This is a genomic window from Pseudomonas sp. S2_H10 (assembly GCF_054668285.1).
In genome coordinates, this window is record NZ_CP162754.1 from 4,301,485 (window position 1) to 4,326,345 (window position 24,861).

Sequence of the window (24,861 nt, forward strand, 5' to 3'; positions counted from 1 at the left end):
TTCACTAAGTATCTCGAAGTGCTGTGCTGCCTGTATAAGGTTTCTTTTTGTCGGTGCCAAAAAATTACCGAGAATCTTGGATTCGAATTATTTCGGCAGTAATACTGTTATCGAGATATGCGTCAACGTCAACTCTGAGGTCTTCGTACGTGGACTCGTCAAAAGTGCTGGATAATAGCCAGGTATTAAAGTCATCTTTGTTGGTTGTATCGAGCACAGGGTTGTTCAAAATGCCGATATCGAGATATTGACCGCTCTCGATAGTAATTCTCAGTGTGTGCACGGTTTTTTCGTGGTTGATAAAGGTCAATAGGATGCCAGTGCTCGTCTTTTTTTCTGAAGTGTCGCCTTTTTTGTTATCCTGGTAGCTTGTAGTTGTGTGAGCGTTAAAGCGGGTAGTTAGGGCCAATATTGATGGCGAATCCTTGGGCTGCTCCTTCAGTACGGAAAACGCATGGTCAAGTGTTTGTCGATCGTTCTCTGAAAGTACATCGCCATAAGCTTGCAGCGAGATAGTGTACAAACTTTCTTCGCTGGAGCGAGTGTTGGTTTGATCCAGGCTGCAGGTCACCCAGCTCAGGTCTGCGACAGTTTTTGTATAGGTGGACCACACCTCATCGCTGTTGGTGCTATTAGTGTCGGCTACTAAATGGCCGGTGAGGCTTGAATGTAAAATGTCATTTTTGAATTTTTCGGAGTGCTCTCCAGAAAAAATAACAATATTGCCGCTGACAATGTAGAGGTCTAAATTGGAGGTGGGCATTTTGGACTCCAGATATATTCGATTGTTAAAGTCGACAAGTTTCGTCGACTTTAACATGGCCTGTATGTGGCATTAGGCCGGTTTTAGTTTTGGGAGCTTCCTGATCTTCGATTTAGCGTCGTTCAAAAAGACTTCGCGTAGCTCTCCGCGCAAGCCGTCAAAAATGGCGTTGTCCAGATAAGTGTGCATTGCTCCTGATTTTATGGTGGTGGATTGTTTGGTGGTCTTCCAGAACAGGAAGCTTGTTGTACTTTCCTGATTGTCCAGTGCGATGGTGTTCAAAACCATATTTGCTTGCCCGTTGCTATCAAGCCATGCCGGGGCAATGTCGAACTTTGATTGTTTTCCAAGCTTTTTATTTGATTCAAATAACGTGGTCAATTTTTCATCACCCTGGATGGCGGTGATGGCTTGTTTTGCGAGGTTTGTCAGTAAGTTTGCATTGTTGCCAATTAGTCCTTTTATTACATCTATGGCGACTTGGTCCATTGTCAGGTTTATGCCCTTGATAGTCACGTCCTGAAGATTTTTGGCTTGAATTACCCAGCCCAGATCACTTAATCCTTTTGTGTAGTATTTATACCATTCAAACTGTTGTGTGGTATCCGGGTACTCTATGTCGGCTGCATTCTGCATAACCAGTTTGCAGAGGTTGACATCTGATATGAGGCTTTCAGAGAACCCCGGGAGAAATATGTTCACACTGTCGGGAGTTACAAATCCATTTGGGCCATTGTTATCGTGTGGAGGTGTGGGTGTTTCATTGAGAGATAAAAGAGATCGAATGGCTTCTGGTTTAAGAGGGGGGAGCGTATTGATAAATTCCAAGCGTTGTTCAATGTTCATATAGAATCCTTTCTAACGAGTTTTGGTGATCGTTTGGTCGCGGCTCAAGATTAAGCTGAATAAAGATAAAGTCTATTTTGATGTTGTTACTTTTAATGTTTTGGTTGGTTTGTATTCTGGCTTGCAGGGCTGCGGTGTGTAATGAGGTTTAAAGTTGAGGGCGTCTCTAGAAGTTTGAGTTGCGGGGGCGGCGCAGAGGTTTTTTATAAGTACACTCTCTGCTTAGTTGTCGAAGGTTCCTATCTTTGAAATAGGCGGGATAATTGAGTCTCCTCCTGCAACCACGCAAAAAACGCTCGAACCGGCGGATGCCGCTCGCGCCCCGGTACGCACAGTGCGCTGTAGCCGGCGCCATCGACCTGGATGTCCCTGCGGTATGGCAACAACAGGCCACTGGCCACGCTCTCCGACACAAGAATATTGCTTGCCAACACCAGGCCCTGCCCGGCAATCGCGGCTTGCAGGGCGTAGTGTTCTTCGTCGTATTCACGCACGGCGGGCTGGCCGTTCAGCCATGTTTCACCGGATCGCGCGCACCAGGCCTCCCAGCCGTGGGCATAGAGCTTGGAATTGTGCCAGCGCACGCTGATCAGCACCGGTGTGCGACTCGACGCCAGGGCCACTTGCTCGGGGGAGCCATAGACACCGAAGGACTCATCGAACAGGCACTGGCCATACAGGTTGGGGTAATTGTCGAGGCTGTAGCGCAGCACCAGGTCGACACTGGCGTCCTGATGCAGGTCGATGACTTCGCAGTGGGTATCGAGGCGCACGCTGATGTTCGGGTGCCGGGCGTAGAAACGTCCCAGCCGTGGCACCAGCCACAGCGCGGCGAAGGCGGCGGTGGTGGAGACCGTCAGGTTCGCGCTGCTGCGTTGCGGGCGCAGGGTATCGACACTTTGCGCCACTTCGAGAAAGGCCCCGTGCAGGCTCTGGAACAGCCGTTCGCCGCAATCAGTCAGGCGCACCTGGCGGGGCAGCCGCTCGAACAACGGCACGCCGAGCCAACTCTCCAGGGAGCGGATCTGATGGGACACCGCGGTCGGCGTGACGGACAGTTCTTCGGCGGCGGCCTTGAAGCTCAGCAGGCGTGAGGCGGATTCGAAGGCGCGCAGGGCGGTCAAGGGCAGCGAGGCGAACATTGAAAACTCCACGGATGAAATGAATTCATCCTGACTGATTTTTACTCATTTGAGGCCGCGCAGCTGAGCGCTTCAAGCTGCAAGCCACAAGCCGTTTGAGTTTAGTCCCTGAGGAGATTCAGATGAGTAAAATTCTTGCCGTTCATGCCAGCCCCCGTGGTGACCGTTCGCACTCCCGGCGTTTGGCCGAAGTGTTTCTGTCAGCCTGGCAGGCCCGTCATCCACACTCGCAGTTGACCCGGCGCGAAGTCGGTCGGGCGCTGATTCCGCCCGTGAACGAGGCCTTCGTGGCCGCCGCGTTCTACCCGCAGCCCGACGCTCGACCACTGTCGATGCAGGCGGATCTTGCGCTCAGTGACGAACTGGTCGGCGAACTGCTCGGTCACGATGTGTTGCTGATTTCCACGCCGATGCACAATTTCAGCGTGCCGAGTGGCCTCAAGGCCTGGATCGATCAGATCGTCCGGGTCGGGGTGACCTTCGATCACACCCTGGACAATGGCGTGGCCCAGTACCAACCGTTGGTGCAGGGTAAAAAAGCCCTGATCATCACCAGTCGTGGCGGCTTCGGTTTCGGCCCGGGAGGTGAACTGGAAGCGATGAACCATGCCGACAAGCTACTGCGCACGGTGCTCGGGTTCATCGGCATCACGGATGTCACCGTGGTGGCTGCCGAGGGTGAGGAGTCCGCCGAGCGCACCTTCGAAATATCCTCCGCCGAGGCCGAGCAGCGCTTGCTGGCGCTGGCCGGGGAGTTCTAGATGGCCTGGCTGTTTCTGCTGGTCGCCGCCGGATTCGAAGTGACCTTCGCCATGGGCATGAAGTACGCCGAGGGCTTCACCCGGCCCTGGCCTTCGTTGATCACGGTGGTGGCCGCAGTGGGCGGGATCTACTTCCTGACCCTGGCCATGCGCGAGTTGCCGGTGAGCATCGCGTACCCGATCTGGACCGCCATCGGTTCGCTGGGCACGGTGTTTCTCGGGTTCGCGCTGTTGGGTGAAAGCCTCAGCGTGATCAAGCTGGTATCGGTCGGGCTGATCGTCGCGGGGGTGGCGGGGTTGAAGTAGGGTGGATGACATAGACTTGTCATCTTCACTGGCGATGCTTGGCGGATGTCTTGCATGCCGCCTTGCGTCACCCCTGACCACAAGGATGTCCGCCCATGTCGCAAGGTTCTGCCCCGCGTTACCCGCTGGTGCTGGTCCCCGGAATGCTCGGGTTCATCCGGTTGGTGCTTTATCCATACTGGTACGGGATCGTCGAGGCGCTGCGCCACGGCGGTGCGGTGGTGTTCGCCGTGCAGGTCTCGCCGCTCAATTCGAACGAAGTGCGCGGCGAGCAATTGCTGGCACGTATCGACGAAATCCTGCGGCAGACCGGGGCCGCCAAGGTCAACCTGATCGGTCATAGCCAGGGCTCGCTGACCGCCCGTTATGCGGCGGCCAAGCGCCCGGACCTGATCGCTTCGGTCACGTCGGTGGCGGGGCCGAATCACGGCTCGGAGCTTGCCGATTACCTGCACGAGCATTATCCCCATGACAGCGTGCGTGGTCGTCTGCTGAGCTTTTTGCTGCGGGTGATCGGCGCGCTGATGGGGTGGCTGGATACCGGTTACCGCGGGCCGAAGCTGCCGGTGGATATCCATGCGTCACACCACTCCCTCACCACCGCCGGCGTGGCGTTGTTCAACCAGCGTTATCCACAGGGCTTGCCTGAAACCTGGGGCGGTCACGGGCCGGAAGAGGTCAATGGCGTGCGCTATTACTCCTGGTCCGGCACCTTGCAGCCGGGCATTACCGATCGTGGACGCAATCTGCTGGACGGCACCAACCGCAGTTGCCGGCTGTTCGCCAGATCCTTCGTCCGTGAAGCCGGGCATTGCGACGGCATGGTCGGGCGCTACAGTTCGCACCTGGGGACGGTGATTGGCGATGAGTATCCGCTGGATCACTTCGATATCGTCAATCAGTCGCTGGGGCTGGTGGGCAAGGGGGCCGAGCCGATCCGGTTGTTTGTCGAGCATGCGGCGCGACTGAACGCGGCAGGGCTTTAGGCCGCGTTATCGTTCATCGCGGGCAAGCCACGCTCCCACAATGGAATGCGATCCACTGTGGGAGCGAGCCTGCTCGCGAAGGCGCCGGATCAGGCAACATTGACCTTACGACCCAACACCGTCGTCCAGCGCTCGGAAACAATCACCCCGCCCAGGGTCAGTACCCCACCCACCAGGTGATACATCGCCAATTGTTCATGCAGCACCACCGCCGCAATCAGCGCAGTAATCAACGGCAGCAGATTGAAGAACTGCGTGGTCCGACTTGGCCCCAGACGCACCACGGCCTGCATCCACGCCAGTGGCGCGACCATCGAAGCCAGCAGGCAGGCGTACAACACCAGCGGAATGTTGTGCAGGGTCGGGCCGACTTTCGGTGACGCGAGGAACAGTGGAAACAGCACCGCCACCGCCACCAGCACTTGCAGATACAGGAGCACCAGCGGCGGCAGTTTCAGCTGCCATTTCTTCAACAGGGTGCTGTAGACCGCGTAGGCCAGGGTGGCGATCAGCATCATCGCATCGCCCAGGTTGACCCCGTGTTCGAGCAACGCGCCAAGGCTGCCGGACGACACCACCACCAGGACACCGGTGAAGGACAGCACCGCACCGGCCAGCGCGCCCATGGTCAGACGCTGGCCGAGGCTGATGATCGCCATGGCGAGCGACATCAGCGGCATCAGCGACAGGATGATGCCCATGTTGGTGGCCGAGGTCAGGCTGGCGGCGAAGTACGCCAGGCTTTGATAGACCGCCATGCCGAGAACGCCGAGGACAAACACCTTGCCCAGGTTCGGGCGGATCAGTGGCCAATGGGCGAGCACCGGTTTGAGCATGAAGGGCGTGAACAGCAACCCGGCCAGCAGCCAGCGGTAGAAACCGATCTCGGCGGGGAAGATCGCCCCGGCCGACATTTTGGTGATCACGGTGTTGCCGGCCCAGATGAAAATGGCCAGCAGGGGATAAGCGTATTGCATCGGGAAAAACCAGAACGTTAATGAAGGGCAATTATCCGCTTGTCTGGATGCAAGCCTATACTTCGATCCAGACAACCGGCCCCTGATGACGGACAGCATGAGCAATAAACACATCGACCTGCTGGAATTCAGCGAACTGCCTTCGGCGGTGTACTTCCGCTACGCCGATTTCGACGCCCACGAATACGCCGCACCCCACCGGCATCCCTGGGGGACGCTGGAGTATGCCGCACATGGCGTGCTGCACATGGACGTCGAGGGCAGTCGCTTCATGTCGCCACCGCAATACGCGGTGTGGGTGCCGCCGCAGATCGAGCACAGTTTCTATAGCCACCAACCGGTGAACTACCGCGCGGTCTGCCTGGCACCCAAGGTCTGCGCCGATCTGCCGCCGCGCGCCTGCACCCTGGCCATCAGCGACATCCTCAAGGCGATCCTCAAGGACTTCGCCGCCCGCGACGTGAAAATCCCCGAGCAGGTTGCCGACCAGCGTCTGGCCCAGGTACTGGTGGACCAGTTGCAACAGGCGCCGGTGCACGAGTGCTACCTGCCCTATGCCAGCAGCCCCGGGCTGTTGGGGATCCTGGAGGCGTTGCAGGCCGAGCCCGGGGATAACCGGCCCCTGTCGCAATGGGCTGCACGCATCCATGTCAGTGAACGCACCCTGGCGCGTCAGTTCGTGCGGGAGTTGGGCATGAGTTTCGGCGAGTGGCGCCAGCGTCTGCGGTTTCTGGCGGCGATCGAAGCGCTGGACAGCCAGCGCAGCATTCAGGAAATCGCCTTCGACATGGGCTATAGCACCGGCTCGGCGTTTATCGCGATGTTCCAGCGCCAGGCCGGGTGCACGCCGGAGCAATATCGACGCAGTCACCTGGAGAACAGGAAGGTGTAACAGGGGTTGTCTACACTCCAGTGCAAGGCCGTACCCCTCGGTGTGGCGACCAGGAGAAAACTCCATGAAGTTAATGCGCGTCCCTTTGTTGATGATCGGTTTGCTGCTCTGTTCCCAGGGCTTTGCCGCCAACACGGCCCAGCAAGAGAAGATGACCACCTGCAACGCCGACGCCACGGCCAAAAGCCTCAAGGGCGACGAGCGCAAAGCCTTCATGAGCACCTGCCTGAAAGCCACTCCGGCGGCAAACGATGCCGGCAAGGTCTTGACCCCACAGCAAGAGAAGATGAAGACCTGCAACGCCGACGCCGCTACCAAGGCCCTCAAGGGGGACGAGCGCAAGGCGTTCATGAGCGATTGCCTGAAGAAAAAATAATTCGCACTTGTAGGAGTCGGCTTGCCGGCGATGAAGATGACGCGGAGTATCAGGACACCGTGGTGAACCCATCGCTGCGATGCGGCGACCCGACGAGCCAGCTCCCACAGGTCGCCCCACACAATCCCTAGTGCTCGCACCGGATCGCTGGCAGACTGCCAATCCTTTTTATGCCGTTCGTTGTTGAGGCTGTATGCCAACGTTTTCTCAGCGTCAAGTCTTGCTGGTCATCAGCTGGGTCATCATTTTTGGCGGGCTGCTGCTGGTCCTGCCGCTGCGGTTGCTGCCCAGCCTGCTCGCCGGGTTGCTGGTGTTCGAACTGGTCAACATGCTCACTCCGCAACTGCAGCGACTGATCGAGGGGCGACGTGCGCGCTGGCTGGCAGTGGCCTTGCTGGGGACCCTGATTGTCAGCGTGCTGTCGCTGATCTTTGCCGGCGCCATCAGCTTCCTGCTGCACGAAGCGGAAAACCCCGGCGCTTCCCTCGACAAGTTCATGGGCGTGGTCGACCGCGCACGCGGGCAGTTGCCACCGTTCATCGACGCCTATCTGCCGGCGAGTGCAGCCGAGTTTCGCGTGGCGATCGGCGAATGGGTCAGCAAGCACCTCAGCGATTTGCAACTGGTGGGCAAGGACGCAGCGCACATGTTCGTGACGTTGCTGATCGGCATGGTGCTGGGCGCGATCATTGCCTTGCAGCGTGTGCCCGACCTGACCAAACGCAAACCGCTGGCCGCCGCATTGTTCGATCGCTTGCACCTGCTGGTCCAGGCGTTTCGCAACATCGTGTTCGCGCAGATCAAGATCTCCCTGCTCAACACGTTTTTCACCGGGATTTTCCTGGCGGTGATCCTGCCGATGTTCGGCATCAAGCTGCCGCTGACCAAAACCCTGATCGTGCTGACATTCCTGCTCGGCCTGCTGCCGGTAATCGGCAACCTGATGTCCAATACCCTGATCACCATCGTCGGTATGTCGCTGTCGATCTGGGTGGCCATGGCGGCGCTGGGTTACCTGATTTTCATCCACAAGCTCGAATACTTCCTCAACGCGCGCATCGTTGGCGGGCAGATCAGTGCCAAGTCGTGGGAGTTGCTGCTGGCGATGCTGGTGTTCGAGGCAGCGTTCGGCCTGCCGGGGGTGGTGGCGGGGCCGATTTACTACGCGTACCTGAAGAGTGAGTTGAAGCAGGTGGGGATGGTTTGATAGGCATCTGTTGCCTGGCAGGCCCCCATCGCGAGCAAGCTCGCTCCCACAGGGACAGCGCATGACCTGTGGGAGCGTGGCTTGCCCGCGATGAAGGCACCTCGGTTCTGGATCAGTCCATCGAGCCGTAGCGCTTGGCGGCCTCGATCGCCAGACCGCTGCCGATACTGCCAAAGATGTTCCCTTCCACATGCCGCGCATTCGGCAGCATCGCCGAGACGCTGTTGCGCAGCGCCGGAATCCCGCTCGAACCACCGGTAAAGAACACCGTATCGACCTGATCGACCCGTACATCGGCATCTGTCAGCAATTGGGTGACGCTGTTGCGCACCCGCTCGAGCAGGTTGTCGATGGCCGACTCGAACAGCGCACGGCTCAAGTCCACGCTCAGGCCTGCTTCAATGCGGTCCAGCGGCACGTGGCGGTTGTCGGCGTGGGTCAGCTGGATCTTGGTTTCTTCCACTTCCATCGCCAGCCAGTGCCCGGCGCGTTGCTCGATCAGCTTGAACAGGCGATCGATGCCGCCGGTGTCTTCGATGTCGTAGCGCATGCTGCCCAGGGCCAGCTGGGATTTCTGCGAGTACACCGAGTTGATCGTGTGCCAGGTGGCCAGGTTCATGTGGTGGCTGGTGGGCATGTAGGCGCCGCTCTTCATCCGGCTGCCGTAGCCGAACAGGGGCATCAGGCCTTGCAAGCTCAACTGTTTGTCGAAGTCGGTCCCGCCGATGTGCACGCCGCCGGTGGCGAGGATGTCGTCCTGGCGGTTATCCAGGCCACGACGCTCTGGCGACAGGCGCACCAGGGAGAAGTCGGACGTACCACCGCCGATGTCGACGATCAGTACCAGCTCTTCTTTCTCGATGGTCGACTCGTAGTCGAATGCCGCGGCGATCGGTTCGAACTGGAAGGAGACTTCCTTGAAGCCGATCTTGCGCGCCACGTCGACCAGGGTGTCTTCGGCTTCCTTGTCGGCCATCGGATCGTCATCGACAAAGAACACCGGGCGGCCCAGCACCACTTCTTCGAATTCCCGACCGGCGGCGGCTTCGGCGCGGTTCTTGAGCTGGCCGATGAACAGCCCGAGCAGGTCCTTGAACGGCATCGCCGTGCCCAGGACGCTGGTGTCGTGCTTGATCAGCTTGGAACCCAGCAGGCTCTTGAGCGAGCGCATCAGGCGACCTTCGTAGCCTTCCAGGTACTCGTGCAGCGCCAGCCGGCCGTACACCGGGCGGCGCTCTTCGATATTGAAGAAGACCACCGACGGCAGGGTGATCTTGTCGTCCTCCAGCGCGATCAGCGTTTCCACGCCGGGGCGCAGCCAGCCGACAGTGGAGTTGGACGTGCCAAAGTCGATACCCACGGCACGGGCTGGAGATGCGTTGTTCATGTCTTTCAGGTTCCGGTTAAAAAACGGCCGCGCAGTGTATGTCAGTGCGCGCCAGATTCGAAGGCCGGTTATCTGCTAATTCTTCGCAGGCAATGCCTTGAAAGATGGCACATCCTCCCCAAACTACCCTGCATCAACCGGACAGCCGCGGGAGTGCTCGCAAGAAGCCCCGCCTGCTGCCGATAAACTTCTGCTGCGCCGCCCGGTCACAAACTTGAGATCGGCAAGACCAATGGCTGCAAACAAGCGCATGCTGTGGCCTGTGGCGCGACTTGATAACGGATGGTGATTCCCGCGATGGACTTCAAAGACTATTACAAGATTCTCGGTGTGGAACCGACCGCAGACGACAAGGCGATCAAGGCCGCTTATCGCAAGCTGGCGCGCAAATACCACCCCGATGTCAGCAAGGAAAAGGACGCCGAGTCCAGGTTCAAGGACGCCTCGGAAGCCTATGAAGCGCTGAAAAGCGCCGACAAGCGCGCCGAGTACGATGATTTGCGCCGATATGGCCAGCATGGCCAGCCGTTCCAGGGGCCGCCGGGCTGGCAGAGCCGTGGCGGTTTCGGTGGTGGCGGCCAGGACACGGGCGATTTCTCGGACTTTTTCAGTTCGATATTCGGCAACCGTGGGCCAGGCTTTGGTGGTGGAGAACAGTCGCGTCGCAGCACCGGGCGTCGAGGGCAGGACGTGGAAATGGAGCTCGGGGTTTTTCTCGAAGAAACACTGTCGACCGAATCGAAGAAGGTCACCTTCCAGGTGCCGCAGTACAACGCGGCCGGGCAGCATGTGAGCAACACCAGCAAAAGCCTGAACGTGAAGATTCCCGCCGGCGTGACCGACGGCGAGCGCATTCGCCTCAAGGGCCAGGGCGCTCCGGGTGTGGGTGGCGGGGCCAATGGCGACCTGTACCTGACGATCCGTTTCGCACCGCACCCGAAATTCGACGTCGAAGGCGAGAACCTGATCATCACCTTGCCATTGGCACCGTGGGAGTTGGCGCTGGGCGCCGAGGTCGCCGTGCCGACCCTGACCGGCAAGATCAACCTCAAGGTGCCGGCCGGCAGCCAGAACGGCCAGCGCATGCGCGCCAAGGGCCATGGGCTGATGAACAAGGCCGGTGAGCGCGGCTACCTGTTCGTGCAACTGAAGGCCGTGATGCCGAAGAAGTCGGACGATGACATCAAGGCCCTGTGGCAGGAACTGGCGAAAAAAGCCGCGTTCGATCCGCGTGAGCATTTTTGATCCCTTAGAACCAAGGAGTCACTGACTATGAGCAGTCCCCTGATCGTTCAACTGGACATGGCAGAATTCTGTGAGGCGGCCGAGCTGTCGGACGTCTACGTGATCGAAATCGTCGAACACGGCATCCTCGAACCTCAGGGCGCTCAGCCCGGGGACTGGGTTTTCAACGACTACGAGCTGACCCTGGCCAAGCGCGCCGCCAAGCTGCGGCGCGACCTTGACCTGGAATGGGAGGGCGTCGCCCTGGCGCTGGACCTGCTCGAAGAAGTCCAGCAACTGCGGGCGGAGAACCGCATGCTCAAGCAGCGGTTGGGGCGGCTGGTGGTTGAATGAATTGTAGGAGCCGGCTTGCCGGCGATGGCGGTCTTGCGGGCACCATCGCCGGCAAGCCGGCGCCTACAGATGTCACACCTTCCTGGGTAGCACCACGGTAAACGTCGTGCCATCCCTCTCGCTGGAACTGACTTCAATCGTCCCCTGATGGGCATCCACCACTTCCTTGACGATAAACAGCCCCAATCCAAGACTGGTAGTGGGCTCACCGAGTTCTTCGCTGGCACTGCGCACCAGCGGGTCGAAAATGGTCGGGATCGCATCGGTGGGGATCGGGATGCCGTCGTTGTGCACGGTCAGTCGAACGCTGTCGGTCTCGCCCTTGAGGCACAGCTTCACTTCACGTTTGCTTGAGCCATGCTGCAAGGCATTGCCGATCAGGTTTTGCAGCATCTGATCGAGCCGGCGCGGGTCCCAGGTGCCGCGGGTGTCACCCTGTACATCCAGCGTCGGATCGCACTCCGGTTGACCGGCGCAGGCCCGGGCAATCGCTTCCCGTGCCGCGTCGGCCATGTCCATGGGCGCAGGTTCGACCGGCAGGCGCTTGCCCAGGCGACTGCGCACCAGTTCCAGCAAATCCCCGACCATCACTGCCAGGTGCCCGGTACTGCGCTGGATATTGATCGCGCACTTAAGTGCATCGCCATCGAGGGCGGCTTTGCGCAGCAGCAGTTCGGTGGACATGCTCACCGCTTGCAACGGCGCACGCAGGTCATGACCGAGGATCGCCAGGAAAATGTCCCGCGAGCGGTTGACCCCTTCAGCGTAAGTGGCGGTGGACTCGGCGAGGGCCTCGTCGATGGCTTCGTTGAAGCGGATCATGTCCTGGAAGTAGGCGAGGTCAGGCGATTGCAGGCTGTTGACCCACAGGCGGATGACGCAGGCGCGCAAATGACGGAACTCACTGGTCATCTGCACCAGGTCAAAACCCACGGTATGGCGCAATTCGCCATGGCTGGCCCCGGCCTCGTTGAGGCTCGGGGTTTTCTCCGGTCCGTCGCCGCGTGCCTTGGCCGCTTGTTCGGAGGGTGTCTGGGGCTTGCACATGTCCCGGGCCGCGGCCAGCAGGATCGACCGGGCATGATCGCGCAAGGCGACACTGTCCATGGCCTCGGCGGCCGGGGTGATGGTTTTGGCAAACTGCTCCCACTCATCGACGATGCGATCAACGTGCAACACGATGAATTCGGAAAGACGCATGGCGGTTACCTGGGCATGAATCGGAGGGCAGCGAATCGAATAGTAGCCCCTTTGCCGGAAAAAACACGACCACTCATGCCGTGGCATAAGCCAACGTCTCTATGGCGGTACTTATGTGTTGAACACTCTTTGATTTTCGAACGGAGGGAGCCCTTTTCGAGGGCCGGTCCAACCGTTTTTTGCCCTTTTGTTTGAGGGGGAAGTTGTTGAACCTGTGGGTTCCCATCCAGTCATCAAGGTGATGAAACAGTGTCTCAATTGCATGGAAGCCATTCACAGCAAACGATTGAAACCGCGGGCGTCGAACACAACGGCGTGCATTATCGCCGTGTGATCGACGCGATACCGGACGCCCTGAGAAATGCCCCGCTTGCCAGGCTGAAATCCCTCGAAACCCGCAAGCCCGCGACTCCCGATTGGTACAGCGGCGCACGGGCCATCGACCGCCAGTTCCTGAAGCAATTGATCGACGAGCGCTGGCGTGCACAAGGCGTACTGGACAAGACCCTGGGTAACTTGCAGGACGACATCCAGGCCTTCGCCGAACCGCTGGTCAGTGAGAAATTACAGGCGAATTACCCATCGGTCGAACGAGTCAGCGAACTGACTGTACAGCTCGAAGTACCCAGCACGATCGGCTTTGTCATCGACACCGGCGCCAGCCGCGTCCGGCAGTCCACATTGCTGGAGGCGGCGCTGCATAACTTTGAGGAAGCTGAAACCGCCGAAGGTGCGTTTCGAAACAGTTCCGGTATTTACCGCAAGGACAGCCAGGGCAGTCTCAACCTTGAGCCGGCCATCACCCTGCCGGCGTTTGCGACCCTGTGCCGAAGCCTCGACATCGGCGGGCAATATCAACGGCACATCAAGTCCGTCCTGTTGCCCGATGCCCCGCAGGCACAGCGAAACTTGCAACGGCAATCGGTGGCCAGTGAAAAGGCCGCCTTTCATGTGGCCGCACTGATTGCCCGGTTGAAGGGAGAGATCAGTGATCATGCCTACGGCAAACTGGGGCAGATGCGTGAAGGGCACGCAAACATCACGCTGTACGAGCGACCGTTGCAGTGTCATCGGTTGTCGCTGATGGGCTTTCGATTGACCGGCATCGTGTTGTTCAGTGCGGTCAGCGATCCATCGCAAATAGAGCGCGAAGTTAAAGCGTTGACGCCGACCCTGTTGAGCTTCTGGATAGACTGGTCGCGGCGCATTCCTGTTCTGCCAGGCCAGGAGTACGACAAATTCAAACTGCTGCAGTCCTTCTTTGCCAATGGACCGCAGGGTTTGAGCGATGAGCTGTTGCGCCGCGAGGATATATATCAACAGAGCCGTTTAACCGGTCCATTGATCGCTTATGTCCCGGATGATCCGGACCATCCCTTGAAGGAGTACCCCTCGCTCACCGCGTTCATGAAGGCGCTCCTCGGTCAGTTGAGACGTACCGATTACCAGTCCTTTTTCAGTCGCTTTGTGGCGCAAAAGGACCAAGGGCTGTTTTTCACCCGGGTCAAAGAGCGTCTCACGACCGTCACCTGGCATGAGCGCGAACCGCTGGACATGGGCCCGTGGTGGCGTGAAACGGCGGTCGAAAATCCCGATGCGGAACCGGTCACTAACCAGATCGCGGATGATCTGTGGGTCACGCTGTTTCTGGAGCGGCGCGACAAGGCCATCGCCGATGCCCGGCTGATTGCCGTACCAACCGACGACGAGGATGCCAACGCCCGCTTCAAGCGCCTGACCAGTTACCTTTCAATCGGCTGGAACGTGTTCAATTTCGCCGCCATGCTGGTGCCCGGGCTGGGCGAAGCCATGCTCGGCATCATGGTCGCGCAGATGCTCGCCGAGGTCGCCGAAGGGATCGAGGACTGGAGCAAGGGTGACAAAGAAGAAGCCTCTGCCTACTTCAACGGCGTGTTGATCAACTTCGCGCAATTGGCGCTGATGGGGGCCGGCCATGTGTTGCCTGGCGCCAATGTCGCGCCAGTCAGGGTTTCGTCATTTGTCGAGGGTCTCAAGCCCGTAGAGGTTGGCGGGAAGACGCGATTATGGAACCCGGACCTCAGCCCATATGAGCAACCGATCGTCTTGCCCGAAAAGGCGAAGGCCGGCGATCAGGGGCTGTATCGACATCAGGATCAGGACCTGCTGCGCCTCGATGGCAAGTGCTATGGGGTCAAGCAAGACCCGGCCACCGGCGGGCATCGCTTGCAACACCCGACCCGCGCCGACGCTTATCAGCCGCTGCTGGAACACAATGGCGCCGGTACCTGGAAGAGCGAACTCGATCAGCCGCTCGAATGGGACAAGCGCCAGTTGCTCAGGCGCCTGGGTGCTTCGGTGGACGGGATCTCCGATGAGGCTCTGGAGCAGATCCTGACCGCCAGTGGCGTGCACGAAAATGCCCTGCGCAGGCTGCATGTCGAGCATGAAACCCCGCCCGCGCTGCTTCGCGACACACTCACGCGCTACAGGGCCGATGTCGATGCGGCGGGCTGTGTGGACGAAATCCTGGCCAACCGGGTGGGCGAGGAGTGGGCCGATTGCGCCGTGCGTTTCATGACGGAGTTGCCGGGGTGGCCAGGCGACAAAGCCATAGAGGTCTTCGAGAAGCCAGGGCTGCAAGGTGCAAGGATCAAGGAAGGCTTTGCCGATGCGACACCAGTGAATGCGTTGCAGTTGAGCTGGGAGGAACTGCTTGGCGGCAAGCTGCCCGAGCATGTGGTCGAGTTTCTTGATGAACAGGCGCTGCGTGAAATGCTCGGGGAATGGTATTCCGGTGACCGGGACGCGCGGATCGAGGCCCTGCGCGATCGTTTCGCCGACCACGCACGAGGCCAGAAAAAACGCCTGTTCGATTTGCTTTACTTGCGCCGTACGCGCTCGGCAGACTCGTCGGTGAGCCTGCTCAAGAACGACTGGGCCGAACTCTCGACCAGCCAGGCGCAAGAACTTCTACAGCGCGCAGACCCGTCGGATGTGAAGTATCTGGCGGAGAAAAAGCGCGTGCCCCTGAGGCTCGCCCAACAAGCTCGACAAGCCGCAGAGCAACTGCGTGTGACGCGGGCCTATGAGGGCCTTTACCTCGATGCGCTGCACAGCAGCGATACCCTGCACCTGCAATTGCACTCACTGCAAACCCTGCCGGGTTGGCCGTCGGACCTGCGCCTGGAAGTTCGCGAGTACGGTTTCAACGGCGTCTTGAAGGACAGTATCGGCGCCGAGGATGCATCGGTGCGCAAGGTCCTGGTGCTGACTGAAGACGGACGCTACGAGGCGCGGGACGCGGATGATCAACAACTGCACGGCGCCGACGATTTTTATGCGTCGGTCCTGCACGCCTTGCCCGACTCGCCGCGCAAGGCCCTGGGCTTCGAGATCCACGAGGGCTCAAGGCTTGAGCAAGCGATCAGGTCCTGGCCACTGGAGCGTTCGCTGTTCGAGCCCGTCCTGCGGGACAACCCCAGCGTCAAGCCGGCCTTCGACCCCAAGGTCATGCGCTTGCGTGGCGGCATGCCCGGATACGCACGACAGGTGCCGCGAGGACAGGGTTATCGACATCGGCTGCGTGCGTTGCATCCGGGTTTTACCGCTGAAGAGATAGAAGCGCGGTTGACGCAATTCAGTCATAACGGTGGGTCGGTGGAGGCCAACCTGACCGCTTGGGAGAACGCGTTCAATCAATTCAACCGTGCCATGCAACGCTGGATGAACTCATCGACGGATTCCTTTCGGTTCTCCCCGGCGGGTGTCGCGCAATGGGCTTCGCGAAACAGGTTTTACGCGGCGCTCAGGCAGTGCTTGCAGCGAACGGGACCGGAAGGGGTGCAGGTGGCGGGGATTATGCGCCCGCAAGCCCTGGTGCTGGACGACATTGCTCACTTGGGCCGTCATCTGGAGTCATTGCCCAATCTGGACGCTGACTTCAGTCACGTTACCAGCCTGACCATGCGCAACTGCGGCCTCGGTGTCGAGCACATGCCTTTTCTCGATTCGTTCCGCCAGGTGCGTTATCTCAACCTGCAAGACAATCTGCTGACGGCCGCTCCGCAGGCGCTGAGGGGCATGCGTCATCTCACCGACCTGTCCCTCAGCGACAACCACATTGAACTGGATGTACTGGCGGTGGATCGCCTGAAAAATCTGACACGCCTGAGGATGTTGGCGCTGCGCGGCAATCCGCTGAAGCTCATGCCGGATGTCAGCCGGATGCCGCATTTGCAGGTGCTGATGTTGGGTGATGCCGGCCTGGAAACCTGGCCTGTCGGGCTGTTTTCCCAATCGCGGCCACGCAGTATTTTCATTGATCTGAGCCGCAATCCCATCAGCCGGATACCGGAAGTGGCACCAGGATCGTTTCGCGCCGAGTTGCTGGCGCGCACGGTGATCAGCCGTGAGCCGAACTGGATCTCAGCGGAAAATCTCGACATCCTGAAGTCTTACATCGAGTCGGTCGGCATGGACCCGGAGCGTCCTTATCCGCCCCGCGGCGTGCTCGACAGTTCGGAATGGGCGGCAGGCATGACCGAGCCGCAATGGCAGGAAAGTCAGCAAGCCTGGAACGCCGTCGAGGATGAATTCGATTCGGTGCCGTTTTTCAACGAAGTCCGCAAACTCACCCAATCCGCCGACTTCAAGGCCGGCGGCACCTATCAGACGGAACTGACGGCCAAGGTCTGGCGCATGCTTGAGGCCATGGCCAGCGACACTGAGCTGCGCATCAAGCTGTTCAATGAAGCCGCAACCCCCACCGAATGCGTAGACGGCGGGACGCAACTGTTCAATGCCATGGGCGTGCAGGTGATGGTTCACGAAGCCTACGCACTGATGCGCGAGGACTTGATCGAAACTCAGTTGCTGGAATTGGCCCTGGGCAAGTCCCGGCTCGATGAACTCGGCGCCATCGCCCGTCACCGGGTGTCCGAGCGATTGACGAAGGGAGAGCAGTTGCGTCGGACCGGCGCCGATGGCGACGTGACCGGCACTATCGATGAAGTGGAAGTGCACCTCGCCTACATGACCGATCTGGCAGAGCGCCTGGATTTGCCTTGGCAGGCCAGGGGCATGCAGTTTCGCGCCATCGCCGACGTCAGCACAGAAATGATCGAGGCAGCGTTCCAGCGGATCAAGGCGTTGGAAGAGGGTGATCTGCTGATCGAGCGGATCTTCGAGCAACCGCTGTGGAAAACCTGGCTGGAGTCGACTTACCGCGAGCAATTGGATGGCTTGAAACGCGAAATCGATGCCACCACCGATTTGCAGGATGCGTTGCAGCGCAGGGCCGAAGGAGCACGGCTCACGGCCAGGGAAAAAGCGCAGGTGGAGGTAGAAATAACAGCGCTTTGCCGCGAACTGGGCAAAAGTGAAAGTGATTTCGCGGATGGCCAGGTCATGACGGACGAGGCGTATTTTCAAGCCTTGAATGACATCGATCGGCGAATCACGGAGCAACTGAAAACACTGACCCGAGAAGCGATGATTCGCGCCAAACTCGACCGGCTGCGGATTTCATCCCCTCAATAACCCCCAACAAGGCAAAGGCCTCGACACACTGTGTGCGAGGCCTTTGTGTATGGCGCAACAACGGCTTCAGAACAGGAAGTAACGCTGGGCCATCGGCAAGGTTTCTGCCGGCTCGCACCACAGCAACACGCCGTCGGCCTTGACCTGATAGGTCTGCGGGTCGACGTCGATTTTCGGCAGATAGTCGTTGTGGATCAGGTCGGTTTTCTGCACGTCGCGGCAACCTTTGGCCACGGCGATTTTCTTCTTCAAACCCAGTGCCTCGGGCAAGCCTGCATCCTGCGCCGCCTGACTGATGAAGGTCATGCTGGTGGCGTGCAGCGAGCCGCCGAAGCTGGCGAACATTGGACGGTAGTGCACCGGTTGTGGTGTCGGAATCGAGGCGTTGGCATCGCCCATCAGGCTGGCCGCAATGGCTCCGCCCTTGAGAATCAACGTCGGTTTCACGCCGAAAAACGCCGGGCGCCAAAGCACCAGATCGGCCCACTTGCCCACTTCGACCGAACCCACTTCATGGCTGATGCCGTGGGTGATTGCCGGGTTGATGGTGTACTTGGCGATGTAGCGCTTGGCGCGGAAGTTGTCGTTGCCTTGACCATCAAGCGGCAGCGGCCCACGTTGTTTTTTCATCTTGTCGGCGGTCTGCCAGGTGCGGGTGATGACCTCGCCGACCCGCCCCATGGCCTGGCTGTCGGAGCTGATCATCGAGAACGCGCCGAGGTCGTGGAGGATGTCTTCGGCGGCAATCGTCTCGCGACGGATACGGCTTTCGGCGAAGGCCACGTCTTCGGCAATGCTCGGGTCGAGGTGGTGGCAGACCATCAGCATGTCGAGGTGTTCGTCGATGGTGTTGCGGGTGAACGGCCGGGTCGGGTTGGTCGAACTCGGCAGTACGTTGGCAAACCCGCAGGCCTTGATGATGTCCGGCGCGTGCCCGCCACCGGCCCCTTCGGTGTGATAGGTGTGAATGGTGCGGCCCTTGAAGGCGGCGAGGGTGGTTTCGACGAAACCGGATTCGTTGAGGGTGTCGGTGTGGATCGCCACCTGCACGTCGAAGCGGTCGGCCACGTTCAGGCAGTTGTCGATGCTTGCCGGGGTGGTGCCCCAGTCTTCGTGGAGCTTGAGGCCGATGGCGCCGGCCTTGACCTGTTCGATCAACGGCTCTGGCAGGCTGGCGTTACCCTTGCCGGTCAGGCCGATGTTCATCGGGAACGCATCGGCGGCCTGGAGCATGCGCGCCAGGTGCCACGGCCCGGAGGTGCAGGTCGTGGCATTGGTGCCGGTGGCCGGTCCGGTGCCGCCGCCGATCATGGTGGTGACGCCGCTCATCAACGCCTCTTCGATCTGCTGCGGGCAGATGAAGTGGATGTGAGTGTCGATGCCACCGGCGGTGAGAATCATGCCTTCGCCGGCGATGACTTCGGTGCTGGCGCCGATGGCGATGGTGACGTTCGGCTGGATGTCCGGGTTGCCGGCCTTGCCGATGGCGGCGATGCGCCCGTCCTTGAGACCGACGTCGGCCTTGACGATGCCCCAGTGGTCGATGATCAGGGCGTTGGTGATCAGCGTGTCGACCACCTCGGCGGCGAGCAACTGGCTCTGACCCTGGCCGTCACGGATGACTTTACCGCCACCGAACTTCACTTCTTCGCCGTAGGTGGTGAAGTCCTGTTCCACTTCGATCCACAACTCGGTATCGGCCAGGCGCACCTTGTCACCGACGGTGGGACCGAACATGTCGGCGTAGGCTTGACGGGAAATCTTCATGTGTTCGCCTTGGAATTCAATTGATTTTGAGATCGCTCGCATTACTCGCTATCGCGAGCAGGCTCGCTCCCACAGTTGATCGCATTCCCCCTGTGGGAGCGGGCTTGCCCGCGATGAGGCCAGTGCATGCACAACATGAATCACAGGTCACCCATGATCCGCCCGGCAAAGCCGAACACCCGACGATGCCCCGCCAGGTCCACCAACTCCACCTCGCGACTCTGGCCGGGTTCGAAGCGCACGGCGGTGCCGGCCGGGATGTTCAGGCGCATGCCGCGACTGGCGGCGCGGTCGAATGCCAGGGCGTCGTTGGTTTCGAAAAAGTGGTAATGCGAGCCGACCTGGATCGGCCGGTCGCCACTGTTGGCCACCTTCAGGCTGATCGTGCGCCGGCCGACGTTGAGCTCGATTTCGCCGGGCTCGATCTGGTATTCACCGGGAATCATCAGTGGGCCCCCTGGAGGATCTTGTAGTAGAGAGCGGTCGGCTTGTAGCGGCCGCTCGGGTCGCAGGCGTAGTCGGGGATTTCACCGGCGCGGGTATAGCCCAGCGATTGATAGAAATCTTCGGCGGGCGAGCCGGCCTCGGTGTCGAGGAAAAGCATGCCGCGCTTGTGCTGCAGGGCGGCCGCCTCCAGGGCGTTCATCAGTTGCTGGCCCAGGCCACGACGCCGGGCGTGTTCGCGCACCAGCAGCTTCTGCACTTCGGCGCGGTTCAGGCCGTTGGCTTTCTGGCACAGGCCCAGTTGCACGCTGGCCTGCACCTGCTCGTCCTTGACCACCACCCACAGCAACACGTTGCCTTTGTTGAGGTTGTCCTGGACCTCATCGAAATAGGCGTGGGCCTGGGTCGCATCGAGGTCGGCCATGAAGCCGACGCTGGCGCCGTAGCCGACGGCATCGAGCAGCAGGTCGATCAGGCCCTGACGATAATGCGCAAAGCTTTCAACGTTGACGCGGCGCAGTTGGGCGGCGTTCATCGGACATTACTCCTTGTGGGCGCTTGGCGGCTCGGCGCCTGGGTTGAGGGTCAGTTGCATGAAGGTCAGGTCCAGCCAGCGGCCAAACTTGGTGCCCACCTGGGGCATCTGCCCGGTGGTGATGAAACCGACGCGTTCATGCAGACGGATCGAGGCCGCGTTACCGCTTTCGATGGCCGCGACCATCACGTGTTTGCCGCAGCCCCTGGCGCGTTCGATCAGCACGTCCATCAGTTTCGGGCCGAGACCGTTGCCGCGTTGGTCGCTGCGCACATAAACCGAATGTTCGACGGTGTGACGGAAACCGTCGAACGGCCGCCAGTCGCCGAACGAGGCATAGCCCAGTACGGTGTTGTCGGCGTCGACGATCACCAGGATCGGATAGGCCTGGGCCTGCCGGGCGCTGAACCAGGCCTGACGGTTGCCGAGGTCGACCGCCTGTTCATTCCAGATCGCCGTGGTGTTGAGCACCGCGTCGTTGTAGATGTCACGGATGGCCGGCAGGTCGGCATGCGCTGCATCGCGGATGTGGTAAGTCATGGCGCTGCCTCAGGCGATGGGTTGGTGGACGGTGACCAGTTTGGTGCCGTCGGGAAAGGTGGCCTCGACCTGGATTTCCGGGATCATTTCCGGGATGCCTTCCATCACTTGTTCGCGGGTCAGCAGGGTGGTGCCAAAGTGCATCAGGTCGGCCACGGTCTGGCCATCGCGGGCGCCCTCAAGCAGCGCCGCGGAGATGTAGGCCATGGCCTCCGGGTAGTTGAGTTTCACGCCGCGAGCCAAACGCCGCTCGGCCACCAGGCCGGCGGTGAAGATCAGCAGCTTGTCTTTTTCGCGTGGGGTCAGGTCCATCGTAGACATCCATCCGGGCAGATTAAAAAGTGTTGGATCTGTTAATACCGACCCGACAAGCCAGCTCCTACAGTGAGCGGTGTCAGGTGTTCCATATTCTTGGAGGTATTGCTTCGCGGCCAAGCAGCGCGGGCCTGAGCAATCGCCACAAGTCAATCAGCCAACCGCGCGCCAACAGCGCTTCACTCGCCAGGCACCGTGCAACCAGCAAGCCCGGCAACTGAGTCAGATCCCCGCGCACATCGTTGGACAGCGTGCGGCAGGTTTCCAGCAGTTCGCTATCGATTTCACCCGTCACCAGCAACGTGGCAAACACCGGTTGCCCGTCCAGCCCGATGGGCGAGTCCAGTAAGCCGTCCGCCCCGACAATGCGCTGGCGTTCATGCCAGAGCAACTGACCGTCGCGGCGGATATCCAGTCGGGCCTGGAAGTGCCCGAGATCGAAGCGCTCGCCGCTGGCCGGACGGCCCAGGGCCACGACGTCCCAGTAGAACAGCAGTGCATCGCCTTCAAGGTCGATGGACGTGCTGAGTTCAGCCTGGGCCGCGCTGAAAATGATCGTCTCCTGGGGCAGCCATTCCAGTGTTGCACCGGCCGCCACCTGCAACTTCAAATGCTGATAGGCGGGGCCGGCGGCGCGATACCACTTGGCTGCGCCAGGGCTGGTGATTTGTGCCCAGGCATCGCGCTCGACGCTGGCCGAGATGTCCAGCCGATCACCGCCGGCAATGCCGCCGGGCGGGTGGACGATGATGTGTTGGCAGACTTGCGGCCCTTCGGCATACAGGTGTTTTTGCACCCGCAACGGACCTTTGTGCCGGCGCTGGACCGGGCGCGTGCAGCCACCGAAGCGGGCATAACCCAACTCCAGTTCGGCGTGCCAGCTGGGGGTAAACAAGGCGCCAGAAGCGGGAAGAGTCATAGTCAGTGCTTATCATGAGGTCGTTATGAAGGTTGCAAAGGCTGTGCCGCAAGGATTTCGCAGGTAAGAGGCGGCTATTGCCTGGTTTTGCGCACCAACAGGGGGCGCGGTATGAAATATGGCGCAACAAAATGGTGCTCCGCGCCTTTCGCGGCATACATATCTACCGCCATCGGTGGTCGTGAAAAACCGAGGATGCAAGCGTACGCCCCACATCCGGAGGGGCGATTGAATGCCTTGGAGTCTCTCGATGACCACTTCCAATGATCCTGCACTACCTGCAACTTCGACCGCGCCTGTGTTGCCCCCCGTCAGCCAACCCTTCATTTGTGTGGACGATGCAGCGCTTTGGCTGCACCAACATGAACGCGTGAGCGACAGAGAGTACGGTGCGCTCCTGTTACAGCGCCCGGACGGTAACTATGTCGCCACAACCCCTTTGACGGGAGAGACAAATACATTTGATCTTGAGCGTTTGCTGGCTTACGACCGACAGACCCGGACGATCACTCATCCTGCGGGATACCTTTGCGTGGGCCGTTATCACAGCCATCCGGAATATGCAGAACAGACTGCCCGGGCTCATCCGCGCTACAGCGAAGACCAGGTCAAGTTGTTTCAAGCGCTCCCTTCGACGGTCGATCTCGGTTCAGCTTTCAGGCATGTCGACGTTTTTAGAACCAATTACATTTCAAGCCACGATGGTTCTCTGGTGGCCTATTCCATCAATCCGCAGAACGCCGCTGGCAACCCTCAATTCGGACTGGGCTCCACGCCCGAAAGTCGGATCAAGAGGATCGTGACCATCGGCCAGATGCGTGTCCTTGACCCAGGCACAGTCTGGGGTGGATTTCGCGGTCCGATCACTACCCAATGGACTCCCAACCAGCCGGTCATACCCGGGCCTCCCACCCTCCAACCGTTCCATACGTCGGTTTTTGACGATCCGGCGTCGGCGTTGAACGCTGCCTTGAGTCGCGTGCCCACCATCGCAGCGCATCTGCGCATGGGACTGATCCTCAAGCATCGCGATCGTGACGAATATGTCGCGACCTTGCCGTTCCACCGACCTGATGGATTGCTGGCAATCGAGCAGGTATTCCCCGCGATGCCAGCCGGTTTTCTGTTGCCGGAAAATCAGACGCTGGCAGGTGTGTACCTGGGACCCGAGTTGCTGGCGACGCAACTACCCGAAGAACAGGCTGACATTTACCAGCAGTTTTTCTCGCCCCGGTCATTGTTGTTCAGCCTCCACTAGGGCAGAACATCTGGGTTGGTAGACGCCTCCCGAGGCTTTTCCGTATTCCGCCAGACTCAGGACGGCGCGCTGCTGAAGTATCACAGTACCTTTTCGGACGCCGAGTCCCTGATGCTCGAGGCGGACGGCAAGATGGGCGTCAACATCGACAGGTTCTTGCTTACCGGGCGCATGAGTGCGAGGTTTTTTGTCAGGCGTGTGGCGGCAATGGGTGTACTGACGGTCGAACAAACCAGTCCGTTCTGGGATGTTTCGGGCGCGGTAGACGCTCGGTGGCGCCCCTATGGAAGGGCGTGACGAGTCGGCCCGGTTTCTGAATGAGCGCTGACGATTAACCGCTCAGATCGTAACCAACCCGCGCACGCCCTCGGCTTCCATGTTTTCGCCGCGACCCTGTTGCACGATTTCGCCCCGGGACATCACCAGGTATTGATCGGCCAGTTCGGCGGCGAAATCGTAAAACTGCTCCACCAGCAAAATCGCCATGTCGCCCCGGGCCGCGAGTTTTTTGATCACGGCGCCGATCTCTTTGATCACCGACGGCTGGATGCCTTCGGTGGGTTCGTCGAGGATCAGCAGGCGAGGGCGGCTGGCCAGCGCACGGCCGATGGCCAGTTGTTGTTGCTGCCCTCCGGACAGGTCACCGCCGCGGCGTTGCTTCATCTGCAGCAACACCGGGAACAGCTCGTAGATGAACGCCGGCACTTCCTTCGCTTCGCTGCCGGGAAAGCGCGACAGCCCCATCAGCAGGTTCTCTTCCACGGTCAGGCGGCCGAAGATTTCCCGGCCTTGGGGCACATAGGCGATGCCGGCATGCACACGCTGGTGTGGCTTGAACGTGGTGATCGGTTTGCCTTCCCAGTTCACCGCGCCTTCCTTCGCAGGCAGCAGGCCCATCAGGCATTTGAGCAGGGTGGTCTTGCCCACGCCGTTGCGGCCGAGCAGGCAGGTGACTTCGCCGACCTTCACGTCAAACGTCAGGCCGCGCAGGATGTGGCTTCCGCCGTAGTACTGGTGCAGTTTTTCGACTTGCAGCATGTTCGAATTCCTCTCAGCCTCTGTAGGAGCCGGCTTGCTGGCGATAGCGGCGGGTCAGGCAATATTGATGTTGGCCGGTACACCGCTATCGCCAGCAAGCCGGC

23 protein-coding genes are annotated in these 24,861 nt (G+C 60.0%); 10 read left to right on the forward strand and 13 right to left on the reverse strand.

Annotated elements, in window-relative coordinates; translation table 11 throughout:
* Window positions 1–64 precede the first annotated feature (64 nt).
* The 3 genes from AB4O16_RS19215 to AB4O16_RS19225 all read right to left on the reverse strand — a co-directional run bounded on the left by AB4O16_RS19215 (window position 65) and on the right by AB4O16_RS19225 (window position 2,763).
* Window positions 65–763 carry a hypothetical protein gene (locus tag AB4O16_RS19215; protein WP_160390491.1) on the reverse strand — a complete coding sequence of 233 codons (699 nt, stop codon included), beginning with the start codon at window positions 761–763 and terminating at the stop codon, window positions 65–67.
* 72 nt (window positions 764–835) lie between these two features.
* Window positions 836–1,609 carry a hypothetical protein gene (locus tag AB4O16_RS19220; protein WP_178120859.1) on the reverse strand — a complete coding sequence of 258 codons (774 nt, stop codon included), beginning with the start codon at window positions 1,607–1,609 and terminating at the stop codon, window positions 836–838.
* Window positions 1,610–1,848: 239 nt separating this feature from the next.
* The gene (locus AB4O16_RS19225; RefSeq protein ID WP_460155552.1) at window positions 1,849–2,763 is read right to left on the reverse strand and encodes a LysR substrate-binding domain-containing protein; all 915 of its coding nucleotides are present in this window, start codon (window positions 2,761–2,763) and stop codon (window positions 1,849–1,851) included.
* A gap of 110 nt (window positions 2,764–2,873) precedes the next feature.
* Here AB4O16_RS19225 and AB4O16_RS19230 point away from each other — a divergent pair, with 110 nt between their 5' ends.
* The 3 genes from AB4O16_RS19230 to AB4O16_RS19240 all read left to right on the forward strand — a co-directional run bounded on the left by AB4O16_RS19230 (window position 2,874) and on the right by AB4O16_RS19240 (window position 4,804).
* Complete coding sequence (locus AB4O16_RS19230) at window positions 2,874–3,512, forward strand: FMN-dependent NADH-azoreductase (protein WP_460155553.1); 639 nt, start codon at window positions 2,874–2,876, stop codon at window positions 3,510–3,512.
* The gene (locus AB4O16_RS19235; protein ID WP_160390488.1) at window positions 3,513–3,818 is read left to right on the forward strand and encodes a DMT family transporter; all 306 of its coding nucleotides are present in this window, start codon (window positions 3,513–3,515) and stop codon (window positions 3,816–3,818) included.
* Between the two features lie 95 nt (window positions 3,819–3,913).
* Window positions 3,914–4,804 (forward strand): alpha/beta fold hydrolase, encoded by an 891-nt coding sequence (locus AB4O16_RS19240; protein ID WP_460155554.1) that lies wholly within the window; start codon window positions 3,914–3,916, stop codon window positions 4,802–4,804.
* An 89-nt stretch (window positions 4,805–4,893) separates the two neighbouring features.
* Here AB4O16_RS19240 and AB4O16_RS19245 read toward each other — a convergent pair whose 3' ends face one another.
* A complete protein-coding gene (locus tag AB4O16_RS19245; RefSeq protein ID WP_460155555.1) occupies window positions 4,894–5,781 on the reverse strand; it encodes a DMT family transporter in 888 nt (295 codons plus the stop codon).
* A 97-nt stretch (window positions 5,782–5,878) separates the two neighbouring features.
* Here AB4O16_RS19245 and AB4O16_RS19250 point away from each other — a divergent pair, with 97 nt between their 5' ends.
* From AB4O16_RS19250 to AB4O16_RS19260, 3 genes are all read left to right on the forward strand, one after another.
* Window positions 5,879–6,673, forward strand: coding sequence for an AraC family transcriptional regulator (locus AB4O16_RS19250; RefSeq protein WP_460155556.1), 795 nt, complete (start codon window positions 5,879–5,881; stop codon window positions 6,671–6,673).
* A 64-nt stretch (window positions 6,674–6,737) separates the two neighbouring features.
* Window positions 6,738–7,049 carry a PsiF family protein gene (locus AB4O16_RS19255; RefSeq protein ID WP_160390484.1) on the forward strand — a complete coding sequence of 104 codons (312 nt, stop codon included), beginning with the start codon at window positions 6,738–6,740 and terminating at the stop codon, window positions 7,047–7,049.
* A gap of 193 nt (window positions 7,050–7,242) precedes the next feature.
* Window positions 7,243–8,256, forward strand: coding sequence for an AI-2E family transporter (locus tag AB4O16_RS19260; RefSeq protein ID WP_160390483.1), 1,014 nt, complete (start codon window positions 7,243–7,245; stop codon window positions 8,254–8,256).
* Between the two features lie 112 nt (window positions 8,257–8,368).
* Here the strand turns inward: AB4O16_RS19260 and AB4O16_RS19265 are convergent, their stop codons facing one another.
* Window positions 8,369–9,643 carry an Hsp70 family protein gene (locus tag AB4O16_RS19265; protein WP_160390482.1) on the reverse strand — a complete coding sequence of 425 codons (1,275 nt, stop codon included), beginning with the start codon at window positions 9,641–9,643 and terminating at the stop codon, window positions 8,369–8,371.
* Window positions 9,644–9,940: 297 nt separating this feature from the next.
* Here AB4O16_RS19265 and AB4O16_RS19270 point away from each other — a divergent pair, with 297 nt between their 5' ends.
* The gene (locus AB4O16_RS19270; RefSeq protein WP_160390481.1) at window positions 9,941–10,888 is read left to right on the forward strand and encodes a DnaJ C-terminal domain-containing protein; all 948 of its coding nucleotides are present in this window, start codon (window positions 9,941–9,943) and stop codon (window positions 10,886–10,888) included.
* 27 nt (window positions 10,889–10,915) lie between these two features.
* Window positions 10,916–11,221 (forward strand): chaperone modulator CbpM, encoded by a 306-nt coding sequence (locus AB4O16_RS19275; protein WP_160390480.1) that lies wholly within the window; start codon window positions 10,916–10,918, stop codon window positions 11,219–11,221.
* 72 nt (window positions 11,222–11,293) lie between these two features.
* Here AB4O16_RS19275 and AB4O16_RS19280 read toward each other — a convergent pair whose 3' ends face one another.
* Window positions 11,294–12,421 carry a sensor histidine kinase gene (locus AB4O16_RS19280; protein ID WP_460155557.1) on the reverse strand — a complete coding sequence of 376 codons (1,128 nt, stop codon included), beginning with the start codon at window positions 12,419–12,421 and terminating at the stop codon, window positions 11,294–11,296.
* 249 nt (window positions 12,422–12,670) lie between these two features.
* Between AB4O16_RS19280 and AB4O16_RS19285 the strand changes: the two genes are divergently transcribed.
* The gene (locus AB4O16_RS19285; protein ID WP_460155558.1) at window positions 12,671–17,941 is read left to right on the forward strand and encodes a dermonecrotic toxin domain-containing protein; all 5,271 of its coding nucleotides are present in this window, start codon (window positions 12,671–12,673) and stop codon (window positions 17,939–17,941) included.
* Between the two features lie 66 nt (window positions 17,942–18,007).
* Here AB4O16_RS19285 and ureC read toward each other — a convergent pair whose 3' ends face one another.
* From ureC to AB4O16_RS19315, 6 genes are all read right to left on the reverse strand, one after another.
* A complete protein-coding gene (ureC, locus tag AB4O16_RS19290) occupies window positions 18,008–19,708 on the reverse strand; it encodes an urease subunit alpha (protein ID WP_460155559.1) in 1,701 nt (566 codons plus the stop codon).
* Window positions 19,709–19,848: 140 nt separating this feature from the next.
* Window positions 19,849–20,154, reverse strand: coding sequence for an urease subunit beta (locus AB4O16_RS19295; protein WP_110658145.1), 306 nt, complete (start codon window positions 20,152–20,154; stop codon window positions 19,849–19,851).
* Window positions 20,154–20,687: a GNAT family N-acetyltransferase gene (locus AB4O16_RS19300; RefSeq protein ID WP_160389598.1), complete on the reverse strand. Its 534-nt coding sequence runs from the start codon at window positions 20,685–20,687 to the stop codon at window positions 20,154–20,156. The genes AB4O16_RS19295 and AB4O16_RS19300 overlap by 1 nt, the downstream gene beginning before the upstream one ends.
* Before the next feature lie 6 nt (window positions 20,688–20,693).
* The gene (locus tag AB4O16_RS19305) at window positions 20,694–21,227 is read right to left on the reverse strand and encodes a GNAT family N-acetyltransferase (protein WP_160389597.1); all 534 of its coding nucleotides are present in this window, start codon (window positions 21,225–21,227) and stop codon (window positions 20,694–20,696) included.
* 9 nt (window positions 21,228–21,236) lie between these two features.
* Entirely contained in the window at window positions 21,237–21,539 is a 303-nt protein-coding gene (locus AB4O16_RS19310; protein ID WP_007945249.1) for an urease subunit gamma, read from the reverse strand.
* 82 nt (window positions 21,540–21,621) lie between these two features.
* Window positions 21,622–22,461, reverse strand: a complete 840-nt coding sequence (locus tag AB4O16_RS19315; protein WP_460155560.1) for an urease accessory protein UreD — start codon at window positions 22,459–22,461, stop codon at window positions 21,622–21,624.
* 250 nt (window positions 22,462–22,711) lie between these two features.
* Here AB4O16_RS19315 and AB4O16_RS19320 point away from each other — a divergent pair, with 250 nt between their 5' ends.
* Window positions 22,712–23,719 carry a DUF4329 domain-containing protein gene (locus AB4O16_RS19320; RefSeq protein ID WP_460155561.1) on the forward strand — a complete coding sequence of 336 codons (1,008 nt, stop codon included), beginning with the start codon at window positions 22,712–22,714 and terminating at the stop codon, window positions 23,717–23,719.
* A 339-nt stretch (window positions 23,720–24,058) separates the two neighbouring features.
* Here AB4O16_RS19320 and urtE read toward each other — a convergent pair whose 3' ends face one another.
* Window positions 24,059–24,757 (reverse strand): urea ABC transporter ATP-binding subunit UrtE, encoded by a 699-nt coding sequence (gene urtE, locus AB4O16_RS19325; RefSeq protein ID WP_007979642.1) that lies wholly within the window; start codon window positions 24,755–24,757, stop codon window positions 24,059–24,061.
* Window positions 24,758–24,861 lie beyond the last annotated feature (104 nt).